At 68.7% G+C, this 14047-nt stretch carries 17 protein-coding genes; 3 read left to right on the top strand and 14 right to left on the bottom strand.

What is annotated here, in order from left to right; genetic code table 11:
* Positions 1-4: 4 nt before the first annotated feature.
* Genes FHU38_RS04690 through FHU38_RS28115 form a run of 4 tightly spaced genes read right to left on the bottom strand, consistent with a single transcriptional unit; the run spans position 5 to position 1770 of the window.
* Positions 5-520 (bottom strand): hypothetical protein, encoded by a 516-nt coding sequence (locus tag FHU38_RS04690; RefSeq protein ID WP_167166843.1) that lies wholly within the window; start codon positions 518-520, stop codon positions 5-7.
* Positions 517-1038 (bottom strand): hypothetical protein, encoded by a 522-nt coding sequence (locus tag FHU38_RS04685; RefSeq protein ID WP_167166841.1) that lies wholly within the window; start codon positions 1036-1038, stop codon positions 517-519. Before FHU38_RS04685 ends, FHU38_RS04690 begins: the two co-directional genes overlap by 4 nt.
* On the bottom strand, positions 1031-1570 hold the full coding sequence (locus FHU38_RS04680) for a hypothetical protein (protein ID WP_167166839.1): 540 nt from the start codon (positions 1568-1570) through the stop codon (positions 1031-1033). The genes FHU38_RS04685 and FHU38_RS04680 overlap by 8 nt, the downstream gene beginning before the upstream one ends.
* A complete protein-coding gene (locus FHU38_RS28115) occupies positions 1570-1770 on the bottom strand; it encodes a helix-turn-helix domain-containing protein (RefSeq protein WP_167166837.1) in 201 nt (66 codons plus the stop codon). Before FHU38_RS28115 ends, FHU38_RS04680 begins: the two co-directional genes overlap by 1 nt.
* A 211-nt stretch (positions 1771-1981) precedes the next feature.
* On the opposite strand from FHU38_RS28115, the gene FHU38_RS04670 reads away from it, so the two are divergent.
* Complete coding sequence (locus FHU38_RS04670; protein ID WP_167166834.1) at positions 1982-2785, top strand: 30S ribosomal protein S6; 804 nt, start codon at positions 1982-1984, stop codon at positions 2783-2785.
* Positions 2772-4028 carry a tyrosine-type recombinase/integrase gene (locus FHU38_RS04665; protein ID WP_167166833.1) on the top strand — a complete coding sequence of 419 codons (1257 nt, stop codon included), beginning with the start codon at positions 2772-2774 and terminating at the stop codon, positions 4026-4028. Before FHU38_RS04670 ends, FHU38_RS04665 begins: the two co-directional genes overlap by 14 nt.
* Before the next feature lie 462 nt (positions 4029-4490).
* On the opposite strand, the gene FHU38_RS04660 is transcribed toward FHU38_RS04665, so the two are convergent.
* From FHU38_RS04660 to FHU38_RS04630, 7 genes are all read right to left on the bottom strand, one after another.
* Positions 4491-5444 carry a Ppx/GppA phosphatase family protein gene (locus FHU38_RS04660; protein WP_167166831.1) on the bottom strand — a complete coding sequence of 318 codons (954 nt, stop codon included), beginning with the start codon at positions 5442-5444 and terminating at the stop codon, positions 4491-4493.
* Positions 5445-5491: 47 nt separating this feature from the next.
* A complete protein-coding gene (locus FHU38_RS04655; protein ID WP_167166829.1) occupies positions 5492-6679 on the bottom strand; it encodes a lytic transglycosylase domain-containing protein in 1188 nt (395 codons plus the stop codon).
* A gap of 110 nt (positions 6680-6789) precedes the next feature.
* The gene (locus FHU38_RS04650; protein ID WP_167166827.1) at positions 6790-7296 is read right to left on the bottom strand and encodes a DUF501 domain-containing protein; all 507 of its coding nucleotides are present in this window, start codon (positions 7294-7296) and stop codon (positions 6790-6792) included.
* 13 nt (positions 7297-7309) lie between these two features.
* On the bottom strand, positions 7310-7828 hold the full coding sequence (locus tag FHU38_RS04645; RefSeq protein WP_167166824.1) for an FtsB family cell division protein: 519 nt from the start codon (positions 7826-7828) through the stop codon (positions 7310-7312).
* A gap of 6 nt (positions 7829-7834) precedes the next feature.
* A complete protein-coding gene (gene eno / locus FHU38_RS04640; RefSeq protein WP_167166822.1) occupies positions 7835-9121 on the bottom strand; it encodes a phosphopyruvate hydratase in 1287 nt (428 codons plus the stop codon).
* Between the two features lie 102 nt (positions 9122-9223).
* Positions 9224-9682: a VOC family protein gene (locus tag FHU38_RS04635; RefSeq protein ID WP_167166820.1), complete on the bottom strand. Its 459-nt coding sequence runs from the start codon at positions 9680-9682 to the stop codon at positions 9224-9226.
* 58 nt (positions 9683-9740) lie between these two features.
* Positions 9741-10706 carry a hypothetical protein gene (locus FHU38_RS04630; protein ID WP_167166818.1) on the bottom strand — a complete coding sequence of 322 codons (966 nt, stop codon included), beginning with the start codon at positions 10704-10706 and terminating at the stop codon, positions 9741-9743.
* Between the two features lie 143 nt (positions 10707-10849).
* Here FHU38_RS04630 and FHU38_RS04625 point away from each other — a divergent pair, with 143 nt between their 5' ends.
* Positions 10850-11254 (top strand): tetratricopeptide repeat protein, encoded by a 405-nt coding sequence (locus tag FHU38_RS04625; protein WP_167166816.1) that lies wholly within the window; start codon positions 10850-10852, stop codon positions 11252-11254.
* Here FHU38_RS04625 and FHU38_RS04620 read toward each other — a convergent pair.
* From FHU38_RS04620 to FHU38_RS04610, 3 genes are read right to left on the bottom strand one after another with little or no spacing between them, the layout of a single operon-like run.
* Complete coding sequence (locus tag FHU38_RS04620) at positions 11251-12075, bottom strand: murein transglycosylase (RefSeq protein ID WP_313886665.1); 825 nt, start codon at positions 12073-12075, stop codon at positions 11251-11253. The genes FHU38_RS04625 and FHU38_RS04620 overlap by 4 nt on opposite strands.
* Before the next feature lie 9 nt (positions 12076-12084).
* The gene (locus FHU38_RS04615; RefSeq protein WP_167166813.1) at positions 12085-13041 is read right to left on the bottom strand and encodes a MazG family protein; all 957 of its coding nucleotides are present in this window, start codon (positions 13039-13041) and stop codon (positions 12085-12087) included.
* Positions 13038-13994: a SurA N-terminal domain-containing protein gene (locus tag FHU38_RS04610; protein ID WP_167166811.1), complete on the bottom strand. Its 957-nt coding sequence runs from the start codon at positions 13992-13994 to the stop codon at positions 13038-13040. Before FHU38_RS04610 ends, FHU38_RS04615 begins: the two co-directional genes overlap by 4 nt.
* Positions 13995-14047 lie beyond the last annotated feature (53 nt).

The raw sequence follows: 14047 nt of genomic DNA, 5'->3' as shown, positions 1-14047 counted from the left end.
ACCATCACTGCGCCCCCTCAGCCTTGTCCCTGGCGATGATCCGCTCCAGAACCAGCGGCATCGCCGCCTTCAGCGCTTCGGCGTGCTGCTCGTCGGTCATCTGCTCGACCAACTCGGCCACCGCAGCGTCCTTCTCCTCCTCGACCTCGGACAGCCAGCTCTCCGGCGTCGGGACACATCCGGCGAAGGCGAAGAAGTACCTGGTCACGAGATCATCCAGGCTGGGTTCTTCGTCGGCGAGGCTGCGGATTTCGTCCTCGAGCCGCTCGACGTAGGCCTCGGCCAGCGTGACCGCGAGCTCGTCGGCCGGGTGACCGACATTCCGCAGCGCGATCAAGCACGCTTCCGACCGAGCCAGCAAGTTCTCCGGGCGCGCCGGTTCGGTGATCGGTCGAGGAAACCACTCAGCGTGCGATTCGACGGCCGCGCAGTAGGCATCGAACAGCGGGACCATCTGCCGGTAGTGGCGCCTGACTGCGGCCAGGGACCGGTCAGCGGGGAATCCATCAGGGCGCGTCATGCGGCACCCCCGAGCAGGGAGCGCCACCAGGCCCGCCCTTCCTCGGTCGCTTCCCACACGACCCAGGCTGTGCCGCGGTGAGTGCGCACGCGGCCGGAGTCGGCGGCGAATCCGCCAGACACCAACTCGGTTCGCCTCGGCCGCACGGAGTTGTCGAGCATGCCCAGTCGCTCCGCCAGCTCGTGATCAGTCAGGCCGCCGTACTCGACGATGGCGGCGAGGATGCGGGCGCGTTGTGTCCCCACCCGGGGAGCGATGGTGCGCGCCGCCTGCGCCGAGGTGGGGCGCGGGTCAGCGGCCACCTTCCCTTCACCAGCGGCGCGCACCTCCGCGTCGCGCGCCTGCGCCTGCCGGGCGAGGTAGGCATCCACCTCGGCCTCCGCGCGCCGCAGCGCCTCCAGCGCAGCAAGGCGACCCTGCCGCGCCTCCTCGGCGAAGTGCCTCACCCGATACAACGAGCCGCTCACCTGAACCGCCGGCTCCGCAGGTCCGGTCGATGAGCCGAACAGGTCAGCCATGGTCGACACCCCCGTTCGACGACGCCACCAGAGCCAGCGCCTCAGCCTCGACGGCCGCGAAGTCCTGGTCGGGCTCGCCAAGCGCGTCAAGCAGCTCACCAAGCGCGGTGCGGAGCCGCCCCGCCTGCTCGACCGTGAGGTGAATTGGAAAGGAACCTTCGTCGCGGCTGTGGACCACTACCGTGACGCGCGGCTCGAAGCGCTGGACTTCGCCGGAGTCCTCGTCGACGAGGTCAACCTGGCTGAGGTCGACAGCGACCTCCTCCGCCCGGTCGAGATCGTCGAACGCGCTGACCTCGACCGACGAGCGCCGCGAGTAGACCCCGCCGGTGCCGCCGTCGATCACCACTTCGCACGCCCAAGCGGGCGGTGTGGGCAGTTCCGGGTTGCAGTACGGATGTACTGCGTTATGCTGCGACGTAGGCATCGCTACTCCTGAGTAGTTGATGTTCAGTTCGGCGACCTGCCCGACCTGTGCTTGCCGGCTCGTGTTCGGGTAGGTCGCTGCCTGAGGGATGTTGACGAGCGGCATCAGCTCGCCACCTTCGTTCGACCTGTCGGCCGCTCGCCGCGGACCCACAGATCGAGGTCTTCGACGTGAATCAGCCAGCGCCCATTCGCACGGGCTTGATGACCGCGCAGTTCTCCACGGCGAAGAGCGCGGAGTACCGTCTTGTTGTGACGGCGCGATCTCGTGGCGGCTTCGTCGACCGTCAACCAGGGGCTATCCATTGCACTCCTAGGTGATCCGACTTGTCGCCGGGGCGCTCCCAGCGACCACCATGAAGCTATACCTAGTTGTACCGAGTTGCAACTACCGGGTCAACAGCATGTCGCCCAAGTGCTGCCGATCGCTGCATCGAGGTGCCTAAAGATATTCCTACACAGATGTAGTTCCCAGACTCTCCTAGACACTCCTAGCGGTTCTTGCCATGCTGAGGGTGTGGACAACGATTCAGGCCAGTCGGACAGTCTGCCCGGCAGGCATCGCTACAACGTGACAGTGCTAGTTGATCAATCGTTGCAGACCGAAGAGATCGCTCGCATCATCTCGAGTGCCACCCGATTGGCTCGCCAGGCCGGCGGAGACTTGAAACGCGGATCCATAGTAGGACCTCGCCGCTACCCAATGCCGATAATGGGTCGGGAAGGGGCGGTGTATTTTACGTTCGACGTTGATTCTGATGCCGACTCGATAGCCCACTTTGACCGCAGCCTCCATGCTGTTTCAGGCGTTCTCGTTACACGAGTAAGCCGTGAAAAGCAAATCCTCGGTCGCATCGTCAGACGGGAACGGATAAAGCGTGGATTAACCGCAGAAGAGGCGGCACATAAGGCTGGTATTGCGTACGCTACATGGCTCCGAATCGAATCGGGGAAGCGAGTTCGCGACATGAGCCTCGCTGCCGTAGACCGCGTGTTTGATCTTGAGCCAGGCACCACACTTCAAGCAAAAGACGCCCCAGATGGCCTGGATATAGCCCTAACACTACAGCGCTTGCGATCCCCCACCCTGGCCGCCGGGGCAGCACCAAAACGCCAGAGTCTACCCGAATTCCTATCCGAAGAAGAGCAATGGAAATCTGCTCGCGGTACTGACGATGCATATAACCAAGTGTTGGCCGCAATGTCGGCTTTGGATGCAGATCAACTCGAAGAAGTTGGACGATTCGCACTGAACTTGGCACGGCTCTATAAGTTCGCTTCTGGGCAAAGCGTCGGAAAGGATGACAATGGCGAGCGCTGAGAAGTTGCCGTCCGGCCGGTGGCGCGGCGTCTACCGCGATTCAGGCGGGAAGAAGCGCACCGTCAAGGGCACCTTCCGCAGGAAGGCGGATGCGCGCGAGGCCGCTCAGGAAGCCGAGGTGAAAGCTCGTCGGACCGCAGCAGCCAACGACGGCACCCTGTCCGCCCGGACATCGTGGGGCGCGTGGTGGGAGATCGTCAGCCAGACGCGGGAGTTCGAGTCCGACGCGGGCCGCATCGAGCAGCAACTCGTCCGCAGCTACGTGCTGCCGCGCTGGCGCGACGTGCCGCTGAACAAGATCGCCCAGCGAGACATTCAGAAGTGGGTCGAGCAGTTGGAACGCGGCAAGGCGCCCGTCGACATGGTGGACCCGAAGTTCGTGCAGCGCCCGCTGTCAGCGAGCTACGTGCAACGCGTCTACTCGCCATTCCGGGTGTCGATCACGCGAGCACTGGACGAGGGCATCCTCGATGCCTCGCCGTGCGCCGGGGTGAAGCTGCCGAAGCGACAGAAGCGGCCGAAGGTATATATGTCCGCCGACGAGGCGACGAAGCTCGCGGGGAAGCTCCGGCCCGACTACGCGGACGCGGTGCTGTTCATGATCGACACCGGCCTACGGCCGGGGGAGTTGACTGGTCTTCACGCGCACCGCGTCGATCTCGTCAACGCGGTCCTAACGGTCGCCGAGGTCTTCGTGTTCAGGCAGAAGAGGATCCGGCCATGGCCGAAGGACCGCGACGCCCGCGAGGTGCCGCTTTCGGCGCGTGCTGTGGAGATCGCACGTCGTCGATTAGCCGGCCGCGATCCGCGGGAGCCGTGTGGCGTCGAGCACATGCGAGGGGAGAAGTGTGCGCATCCGTTGGTGTTCTTGACCGAGGCCGGTAAGCCGCTGAATCGGGACATCCTCGGTTTCCATCTTCGGAAGGCCGCTGAAGCCGTCGGCGTTCACGGCAAGTCGGGGTACGCGCTGCGCCGAGGGTTCGCGACGCGGTTGGCGGAAGGCGGTCTGGATGTGTTCCAGCTCGCTGAGGTTATGGGCCACAGTGACATCAACCTGTCGCGCGAGTACGTGCAGCAGACCAGCACGGCTCGCGCCCGCGTGCTCGCCGCGCTCGGCGAGGCCCCTACCTTGTCCGTTGTGGACAATGGTGGCGTGGGACAGCGTGGGACACGACGTGGGACGAACCTCGACAACCAGGCACTCCGAGAGGCTTCCAAAACGGAGGATGGAAATGTAGGCTGACCTGCACTAATAGCCCAGTACGCTCCCTAAGGTTCCCACCGACCCCCAACAGTGTTTCCCCAGGTCACGACCACCGTTGCACGTGATGTACGTACACGAGCCGTCCAGGGTGCAACAGTCGCGCGACCTGGCGGCGTTCGTCGCGGCCGCCGCGAACAGGTAGCGGGACTCACCAGCGGAGGGCACGCGCCGCGAGTCCCCCGCCGACGCCCGCGAGTCCCCCGCCGACGCCCGCGAGTTCTGCGCAGGAGACCACGAGTTCTGCGCCGACGCCCGCAAGTTCTGCGTTCGGACCGGATGTCGGGCGGTCGCCGGTATCACCGGACCACGCCGGGAGTGGCGCCGAGAAGAGGCGCCACGCGGGGAACTCGCGGGCAGGAACGCAGAACTCGCGGGCAGGAACGCAGAACTCGCGGGCAGGAGCGGGGGACTCGCGGGCAGGAGCGGGGGACTCGCGGGGGGTCAGGCCAGCGACAGCGCTATGCCGTCGAGGATGTCGTGCTCGCTCACCACAAGTTCCCGTGGGCCGCCCCTGGTGGCGAGCTGCTCGGCCAGCACGCGCACGATCAGCGCACCGCCACCGATGACGTCCACCCTCCCGGGGTGGATCACCGGGTCGGCCGCTCTGGCGGCGTGGTCGGAGGCGAGCAACCGTGCCGCAGTGTGTTCGATGTCGGCGCGGGAAAGCCGCGAGAGGTGGGTGCGCTCCGAGTCGTACTCGGGCAGCCCCTGCGACAGCGCGGACAGGGTGGTCACCGTGCCCGCCACGCCGATCCACGTCCGCGCCTTGGACACATCCACGACCTCGAAGGCGTCCTCGAGCGTCCGCTCCACCAGCCGCCGCGCGGACTCGATCTCCTCCTGCGTCGGTGGATCGGAGCGCAGCGTGCGCTCGGTGATGCGCACGCAGCCCACATCCACCGAGCGCGCGGCGGCGACGTCGGCCCGCCTGCCGTCCCAGGTGCCCAGTACGAGTTCGGTCGAGCCGCCGCCCACATCGGCGACCAGGAATGGGCCCTCATCCGGGTCCAGTTCGGCGACCGCCCCCGCGAAAGACAGCTTCGCCTCCTCGTCGCCACTGATCACCTCGGCCTCAACGCCGAGCACTTCGCGCGTCATGGCGAAGAAATCGTCGCGGTTGCTCGCGTCCCTGGTGGCTGAGGTGGCCACCATGCGCAGCTTCTCCACACCCTTGCGACGGGCGGCGATCGTATATGCCGACAGCGCCTGCCTTGTGCGTTCCAGTGCCTGCGGCGCCAACCTGCCGGTGGCGTCGACTCCCTGTCCCAGTCGCACGATGCGCATCTCGCGGTGGAGGTCACGCAGGTCCACCGTGCCGTCATGGCGGTGGGTCAGCTCGGCGACCAGCAGCCGGATGGAGTTCGTTCCGCAGTCGATGGCGGCTACGCGAGGCATGCCGCCACCCTAACCGCCGGTGGTTGCGGCACCCGGCTCGGTCGCTGCTACCCGCAGGAGGGCGGCGGTGTGGTGGTGGTGCTGGACGTCTGCTCGCTCGACGTCGTTGTCGGCACGGGCTCGGTTGAGGTGGCGCCGGACGTCGGCGAGGTCGACGTTGTCGAGCTGGTCGGCTCCGTACTGGGATCGGTCGAATCCGTAGACTCGCACGGCTGTGTGGTGCTCTCCTGCGGCGACGGCTCCCGCGTCGTCTCCTGCTCGGGCTGTGACGGCTCCGGGGGTGCAGGAGGTGGGGTTGCCTCGGCCGCAAGCTCGCCGCCGGGCGAGGCGGGCGAAGCCGGCGTCGTCGCGGACGTGTCGCCCCCTTCACCTGTAGAGCCCCGGCTCGGCCCCGCAGGTGCGGGTGCTTCGACGGCAAGCACCCGTGGCACCGCAAGCGGCACGTCGCTGTCAGGCAGTGTCAACACGCCGTCCCGATATGCCCTCGCCCACCGGATCACGGCCTCCACGTAGGACCACGAGTTGTTGTACCGGTAGATCGCCGCCCTGAGTTGATCGTGCTCGGCGAGATCGAACCCGCCGGAGCACAGATACCTGGCGGCCGCCACCGTTGAGTCGTAGAGGTTGTTCGGATCGCGCTTGCCGTCGCCGTTTCCGTCGGCCGCGTATCGGGCCCAGGTTCCGGGGATGAACTGCATCGGACCGACGGCGCGGTCCCAGGTGGAGTCGCGATCGTGGCGGCCGCCGTCGGTGTCGACGACCGCGGCGACCGGACCCACCCCGTTGAGTACGGGTCCGAGGATCGGTTCGAGCGTGTCGCCCCGGTTGTCGACGTAGCCGCCGCGTGCGTGGTTGGACTCGATGCGACCGATGCCCGCCAGCAGCGCCCAGTCGAGGTGGCACCGCGGATACTGCCGCCCCACCGCCTCGGCCGCCTTGCGGTAGGCCCGCAGGGCCGAGTGCGGTATCCCCTGTGGACCCGGCGAAGGTCCCTGGTACACCCGCAGGTCCTGCGGGTCGGGCGAATCGGGCAGGCTGCCGTCGACGGAGATCCGGCCGGGCACGGGTGGGGCATAGCCACCCTCCAGCGGCAACCCCTGTGCGCTGGCGCTGGGTTTCAGCCACCACGAGGCGGCGCCGCTCGCCCCGAGCACTGGCAGCATCGCCAGCGAACCACCGACCATCGCCGCCACGGTCTTGTGCCGTGCGCTGAACCGCCGGGCAGCGTCGCTCATCCCGCTCGAACCCTCCCACCAGTCATCCAGGGTCGGGCTCAGCCTGCCTCACCGGCGGGTGCGAGGTCACCCCCGCGCGAACAAACCGTGGGTGAATTGCTCCGGTCGCACTAACGCCGATCGGCGCAGTCTCCCAACGGCCAGCCTTCCTCGCGCACAAGGCGCAAGGTCTCGTCGCCGATGGGGTTGACGCCCTCGCCGCACGCCAGGGTGTGTGCGAGGTGGACGTGCAGGCACTTCACCCTTCCCGGCATGCCGCCCGCCGTGACCTGGTGCCCCAGCGGCTCGATGGCATCTCGCTGTGCGAGATAGGACTCGTGTGCCCTGCGGTAGGCTTCGGCCAGCTCCTCGTCGCGGGAGAGCCGCTCGGTCAATTCCCGCATGATCCCCGACGCCTCGAGCTTGCCCACGATTGACGCAAGCGTGGGGCAAGTGAGGTAGTACAGCGTCGGGAACGGGGTCCCGTCCTCCAACCGAGGGTTGGTCTGCACCACAGCGGGATGGCCGCTAGGGCAGCGTGCGGCGACGGCGCGCAACGCTCGTGGTTTTCGGCCAAGCTGCTCTGTGATGGTGGCGTAGTCGGAGTCGGTGACGGGCTCGAACCGGGTTTCGTTCACTGGCTTTTCACGTTCACTGTCTTTTCACACTGTTCCACAGGTTCTGGTACCAGGAGTCGCGTGGTGGTGCCGCCTCGTCCTGCTGCGGCCGCTCACCACGGTCGTCCTCCGGCAGTTGCACCATGTAGGGCGTCTCGCCCGGCATCACGTAGCCGAGCCTGCGCCGAGCCTCAGCCTCCACCTGCGCGGGGTCGCTCAGTTCCGCGTGCCGCTGTTCGAGTTGCGCAACCTGGCCCCGCAACTCGGCCTGCCGTTGCTCCTGCTCGGCCACGTCGGCGCGCTGCGAGAGGTAGGTACGAAGCGGCACGGCGATCGTGAAAGCGAGCGCGCAGACCACGATCGCCACTACGGCGGCTCGGCGCGTGGTGGAAAGGCCGAGCACCTTGGCCGCGCCGGAGGACCTGCTGACGCTCAGCCCCCTGCGCAGGCGCGACCTGGGTTCTCCTCGCCGCACGCGGCGTGGGCGGCGGGAGGACGAGCCGCGCGCTCGTCCCCCGCCACGCCTGCCGCGATTCCTGCCTCGCTCGGCCACGCCGGGTCAGCCCTCCGGGTTGAATCGCGGGAAGGCCAGGTCACCCGCGTAGCGGGCGGCGTCGCCCAGGGTCTCCTCGATGCGCAACAGCTGGTTGTACTTGGCGACCCGCTCGCTGCGAGCGGGCGCGCCGGTCTTGATCTGGCCCACCCCGGTGGCCACCGCCAGGTCGGCGATCGTGGTGTCCTCGGTTTCGCCGGAGCGGTGGCTCATCATGCACTTGTAGCCGTACGAGGTGGCCAGTGTCACGGCGTCCAGCGTCTCCGACAGCGTGCCGATCTGGTTGACCTTCACGAGCAGGGCGTTGCCCGCGCGCCGGGAGATGCCCTCCTCCAGCCGGTCGGGGTTGGTGACGAACAGGTCGTCGCCAACCAACTGCACCCGCTCGCCCAGTTCGGCGGTCAGCCGGACCCAGCCGTCCCAGTCGTCTTCGGAGAGTGGGTCCTCGATCGACACCAGCGGGTAGGCGTCCACGAGTTCGGTGTAGTACGCCGCGAGCTGCTCCGCGCTGCGCTTGGTGCCCTCGAAGGTGTAGGCGCCGTCGTCGAAGAACTCCGTAGCGGCGACGTCGAGAGCCAGCGCGATGTCCCGGCCGGGCCGGTAGCCGGCCTTCTCGATGGCGCTCATGATGATGTCGAGCGCCTCCCGGTTGTTCGAGAGGCTCGGCGCGAATCCGCCCTCGTCACCGAGACCGGTGGACAGCCCCCTGCCCTTCAGCACGGCCTTGAGCGCGTGGTAGGTCTCCGCGCCCCAGCGCAGCGCCTCCCGGAACGACTCGGCGCCGATCGGAGCGATCATGAACTCCTGGATGTCGACGTCGGTGTCGGCGTGGGCGCCGCCGTTGAGGATGTTGAGCATCGGCACGGGGAGCACGTGCGCGTTGGGGCCGCCGAGATAGCGGAACAGCTCCAGTTCCGCGGAGTCCGCCGCGGCCTTCGCCACGGCGAGCGAAACGCCGAGGATGGCGTTGGCCCCCAGCCGCGACTTGTCAGGTGTTCCGTCGAGGTCGAGCAGCTTCTGGTCGACGATGCGCTGGTCCACCGCGTCCACCCCGACCAGAGCGGGCCCGATCTGGTCAAGCACACCCGCGACGGCTCGCTCGACGCCCTTGCCTCCGTAGCGGTCGGCGTCGCCGTCTCGCAGCTCCACCGCCTCGTGTTCGCCTGTGGACGCCCCCGAGGGAACCGCGGCCCGCGCCAGCGTGCCGTCGTCGAGGGCCACCTCCACCTCGACCGTCGGGTTTCCGCGAGAGTCCAGGATCTCGCGCGCGCCCACCTGCTCGATAACCGCCACACTCAGCTCCTCACCCGGTTGAGTCAGCCACGACGGCACCCAGCGTAGTCGCACACTATTGCCGCGCTGCGGAGGCTCGCGAAGCCGACCGCTCGCGCGGGCCTAGGAGTCCTCCGCCCGGATCTCCTGCCAGCCGACCGGCAGGTCCACGGTGTCGGAAACCCGCTGCCAGAACGCCCAGCTGTTGCCACCGATGTCCTGCACGGTGAACAGCCTGGCCCCGTAGGGCTGGTCCTGCGGGGTGGTCACCTCCGCGGTGTCGCCGACCGCTTCCTTGACCCGCTCGTACTGGGTATCGACGTCGTCGACGTAGACGACGTTGAGCTGGCCGACGGGGCCGTCGACTCCCTTGGCCTCCCAGTAGCCCTCGTCCACCGCGGTCAGCTGGATCTCGGCGGTTCCCGCCAGCACGGTGGCCTGAAACACCTCACCGGCAGCGTCCACATACCGGACCTTCTCCCGGAACCCGAACACCCGGGTCAGCCACTCCACCGCCTCGGTGGCGTCGGTGTAGTACAGGTACGGCGCGAGGCCGAGATAGCTCGGGGCTTCGTCGCTCATGGCGCGCTAGTTCACCACATCAGCCGTGTCGTGGCAGCACTCACCCCGCCGAATCCGATCAACAGGAGTCCTCGTCGGGAATGGGATTGGCCGGGTCGAAGTACTCCGGTGGCCGCCTGCCGGACGGCAGGCCGAGCCGGGCACGGCCACTGTAGGCGGGAGCGAGCATGCCCTTTTCCGCCTGCTCGCAGGCTATCGAGTAGGAGAAGCCCTGACCTCCGTCGAAGGCGAAGCCACGGTCGCCCCGCCGCCACAGGTCGCCGTCGCGCCACACGAACGACAGCCGGGCCCGGTACAGCGCGACGATGTCGAGCGGGGCGTGCACGGCCGAGGGGTCGTCGGTGTGGAACGCGTAGGCGAAGGCGTAACTGGTGCGCACGCGCAGTTCCCCCGGCCGTTCCCCTGCCTCGACCCGCATGGATCCCCGCACCTTCGGCCCCGAGGGCAGCAGCCGGAAGCCTGGCGCGAGCCGCGTCGCGAGCGCGGCGGGCCACCGCGGCGTACTGAACTGCTCGCGGACCCACTCTCGTTGGTTGGGGGCGAAGAGCGAAACGAACGCGTCGGTGTCGCCTTCGCTGAGCATCCGGGAGTCCAGCCGGGACGCGACGAGTATCCGCTTCATGGTTTCGGTCGCCTCGCCGACCTGCTCGGCACTGAAGTCGCCGACCGCCACCGGGTCGGGTGGCACGATGCCCGCCGCACCGTCGGCCCAGTTCCGGGCAGGGGTGCTCGCGAACGGCCGGTCGAGGTCGACCGGGTTGATCGAGGGCAGGTCCGCCCGGCTGCCTGGCCGGGTGTCCTCCTCGGCGTTGCGCTCGACGTAGTAGATGCCCACCGACGCCGCCGCGACGACCACCGCGCCGAGAGCGAGCCAGCGCACGCGGTGGGATCGTCGCTTCGGCTGCCCCCAGACAGCCACCTGCCGCCTGCGCACTCTTCTGGCCTCGCGGCGCGCCCGCCGCTCCGCACGCTTGGTCCAACTCCGGTCACGCAGGTCGGGATGGTCGAACTCGTCCGGATGCACCGTGCCTCCAATCGGGTGAGGTGAGCCGTCACTAGATCGATAGGCCACACGGATGCGTTAGCGGGTCGGCACGGATCATGTCCGTTTCGAGACATTGCCGGGGGTCGAGAATCGCGATCCTCGCGGGTACCGTCGAGAAGACCATGGTTGACGAGGAGCCAGCACCGCGGCATTCCGGCGAGGCCCGGTTCCGGGCGTTTCGGCAGGCGGAGGCCTTGGTGCAGCGGCGCAGGCCGCTCGATGCGCTGAAGGCACTCGAACCCGTGCTGGACGCCGAACCGGACAAGCCGAGCGTGCAGCTGCTCGCCGGTCGTGCCTACTTCCACTCCGCACAACTGGTCCGCGCCGAACGGGCATTGACCCGCGTCGTGGAACTCGATCCTTCGGACCACTACGCGCGATTCGTGCTGGGCAGGACGTTGCAGCGGCTCGGTCGACTGGTGGAGGCGTTGGGGCAGCTGAAGATGGCCTCAGCGATGAACCCGGTGCCGGAGTACCAGGACGCGATCGGCGAGGTGGCCGCCAGGCTCGCCCTCGAACGCCGCTAGCGGGTGGCCGCCGCGTAGGCCTCCTCGGCACGGTAGACGTCGCGGGCGTAACCGACGGAATCGTGGTAAGCCAGCACCGCATCCCACCAGCCGCGCGGGGTGGCGAGGTCCCTGCGGTCGGCGCAGAGGAACCGGGCAACCGCGAGCGCGGCGTCGTCGATGCTCTGCGGGTCCGCCTTCGTCCCGTCACGGATCGCCCTGCCGCCCCAGCGTTGCCACGTCTGCGGTAGCAGCCGCATCGGTCCAATGGTTCGGTCCCATTCCCGGTCGCCGTCCAGCCTGCCGCCTTCGGTGTCGGCGACCTTCCGCGCGCCGGCGGAGCCGTCGAGGGCAGCGCCGACGATCGGCTCGGTGAGCTTGCCGTCGGCGCCGATCCTCCTGCCACCGACGCTGCCGTGTTCGGATTCCACACCGCCTATGGCGGCGAGTGTCGCCCAGGACAACCCACAGCCGGGTCGCTCGCCGCGCAGCCACATCTCCGCCCTGCCGTAGCCCGCGAGCACACGTGCGGGAACGCCGGTGGCGGCCGAGACGCCGTCGGCCCACTCCCTTAGTTGAGCCTCGTCGGAAGCGCGCGGTCGGTCCGGAGGCGCCGCGACCGCACGGGTGGGGACGCTGGTGTGGGGCCGGGGGCGCCGCTGATCACCCGCCGCCACGGTGGCGTTGTCGTCGCCCCTGTTCGTACCGATGGTCAGGGTCAGCATGAGCCCGGCAGCGATCAGCAGCAGTGTGAGCAGAACCCGGCCGAGCGCGGCCCGCGGCAGCGGTGGGCCGCCGCGGTCACGTGACGGTGTGCTCGGTCGGGCGTGGGGCTCGGGCACCCGATCAGGCTACGCGGGCCAGAAGCGGCGCCAGCCGTCAGCATCCAGGGTGACTGGGTCCCAGCCCGCCTCGCGCGCGGCTCGTTCCGCGGCGCGAACCCGATCGGCGAACTCCTTCGCGACCGCCCGCAACGCACCCTCCGGGTCCACCCCGGCGCGACGAGCCGCGGCCGCGACGCGAAACAGCTTGGCGCCCTCGTCGGTCCCCGATGGCAGCAGGTCGAACGGCACACCACCCCGGCCGGTGCGCTGGCCGAGCTTGCCCGCGAGTGCGACAGCCGGCTGTCCGAAGGCGACCCCGTCGATGATCGACTGCCTGCGCTTCTCCGCCTGCTTCAGCTCCTCCCAACGGGCTTGCTGATGCTCGACGGTGTGCACCTGCTCCTCGTCGGTGAACACATGCGGGTGCCTGCCCACCAGCTTGGCCACCAACTCCTCGGCGATCTCGTCGATGCCGAAGGCGTCGTGGTCGTACTCCCGCGCGATCCTGGCGTGGAACAGCACCTGCAACAGCACGTCACCGAGTTCCTCGCGCAGCGCGACGGGGTCACCGCTCTCGATGGCGTCGAGCAGTTCGTAGGTCTCCTCGATCAGGTACTGGCGCAGCGAATCGTGGGTCTGCGCCGCGTCCCACGGACAACCACCCGGTGAGCGCAACCGGTCCATCACGTCGACCGCCCGCACCAACGGTGGCACGGCGGCCTCGAGCACCTCCGCGCCGCGCTCGACGAGCGCGGCCGCACCGGGCTCGGCCACGCTCCCCGCGAGCAACACGACATGGGGGTGGCGCGCGAGCTCAGCGGGCTCGGGCGCCACCTTGACGTCCAGCGCCGCTCGCGTGGCCTCCGGCACGTCCGCCGCGGCGTAGACAGCGCTCGCCGAGCGCATCGCGGGCCACGCCCTTGCGGGCAGCACCTGCGGCAGTGCCTGGGAGATCAGCACCACCGTCGCCCGCGAAGACGTCATGGCCGCACGGTACGGGACGGCAGCAGGTAGCCGGTCACCTCGTCGGAGTTGGCGGCGGGGGCCATGGCCGCGCTGTCCCACACGCCGTAGCGCGGGTTCAGTTGGACGCCGAGTTCGTCGGCGATCGGCTGCAACATCCGCACCCCTGCCAGGTAAAGCACCTGCGGGTCGAGTTGGGCGGCCAGGTCGGCGTTGCCCTGACCGGAGCCTGTCACCGTCCGCTCGCGCACCAGCGCCACCAGCCAGCCGGACTGCGCCTGGCTCGGCTGGATCACCATCACCGAGCCCTCCCTAGTGCCGAACAGCGCACTGATGCCCAACTCGGGTTGGCCGCGCAGCGCGTCGGCGAACGACAGCTCCTCCTGGATGAGCTGATGCCCACTTTCGGAGATGACGCGCTCGGCGTTGGCAGGGTCGGCCGCGATGCGCTCACCGAGCGCGCGCGCCTGCTCCCTGGCGGTGTTACCCGCCGACTCGCCGACGATCGTCGTACCGACGAACCGGACCGCGAGCCCGTCCAGGTACCGCTGCGCGAGCTGCTGCAGCAACACCTGGTCGGCCGCGAGCTGCCGGACCCGCTCCGGAGCGATGCCCATGTCGCGGGCGACCCGGTCGACGCCACCTCCGGACTCGACGAGCCGGTCCACCTCGGCCTGGTCGACGCGCAGCCCCTCTCGCGCGGCGGCGATGGTCACCAACTGGTGCAGCACCCTGCTGCGGACGATCTGCCGCGACTGCAGGGCCAACTTCTGCTGCTGCCGCGCCTGCTCCACCTGCGGAACGTTGTCCAGCAGCCACCGGACCTCTTGCTGCACGGAGTCCAGCGACACGGAGCGGTTCCCGATGATGGCGGCGGAGTCGACCTTGCTAGGTCCTGACCCGCACCCTGCGAGCAGGAGCGAGGCGATCACAGCGAGGACCAGCATGGCGGGGCGGCTGATGATACGGGTCACAGCGCGTACCTTCTCACATGCCGCTTCGGCTGCCGCGACGCACCGGGGTCCGG

The organism is Saccharomonospora amisosensis, from assembly GCF_011761185.1.
Classification (GTDB): Bacteria; Actinomycetota; Actinomycetes; order Mycobacteriales; family Pseudonocardiaceae; genus Saccharomonospora_A; species Saccharomonospora_A amisosensis.
The sequence above is the reverse complement of the archived record's forward strand: the minus strand, read 5'-3'. Positions and strand labels throughout refer to the sequence as shown.

Excerpts from the sequence above, each read along its gene's own strand:
- FHU38_RS04690 (WP_167166843.1), bottom strand. The coding sequence starts at position 520 with ATGACGCGCCCTGATGGATTCCCCGCTGACCGGTCCCTGGCCGCAGTC.
- FHU38_RS04685 (WP_167166841.1), bottom strand. The coding sequence starts at position 1,038 with ATGGCTGACCTGTTCGGCTCATCGACCGGACCTGCGGAGCCGGCGGTT.
- FHU38_RS04680 (WP_167166839.1), bottom strand. The coding sequence starts at position 1,570 with ATGCCGCTCGTCAACATCCCTCAGGCAGCGACCTACCCGAACACGAGC.
- FHU38_RS28115 (WP_167166837.1), bottom strand. The coding sequence starts at position 1,770 with ATGGATAGCCCCTGGTTGACGGTCGACGAAGCCGCCACGAGATCGCGC.
- FHU38_RS04665 (WP_167166833.1), top strand. The coding sequence starts at position 2,772 with ATGGCGAGCGCTGAGAAGTTGCCGTCCGGCCGGTGGCGCGGCGTCTAC.
- FHU38_RS04660 (WP_167166831.1), bottom strand. The coding sequence starts at position 5,444 with ATGCCTCGCGTAGCCGCCATCGACTGCGGAACGAACTCCATCCGGCTG.
- FHU38_RS04655 (WP_167166829.1), bottom strand. The coding sequence starts at position 6,679 with ATGAGCGACGCTGCCCGGCGGTTCAGCGCACGGCACAAGACCGTGGCG.
- FHU38_RS04635 (WP_167166820.1), bottom strand. The coding sequence starts at position 9,682 with ATGAGCGACGAAGCCCCGAGCTATCTCGGCCTCGCGCCGTACCTGTAC.
- FHU38_RS04625 (WP_167166816.1), top strand. The coding sequence starts at position 10,850 with ATGGTTGACGAGGAGCCAGCACCGCGGCATTCCGGCGAGGCCCGGTTC.
- FHU38_RS04615 (WP_167166813.1), bottom strand. The coding sequence starts at position 13,041 with ATGACGTCTTCGCGGGCGACGGTGGTGCTGATCTCCCAGGCACTGCCG.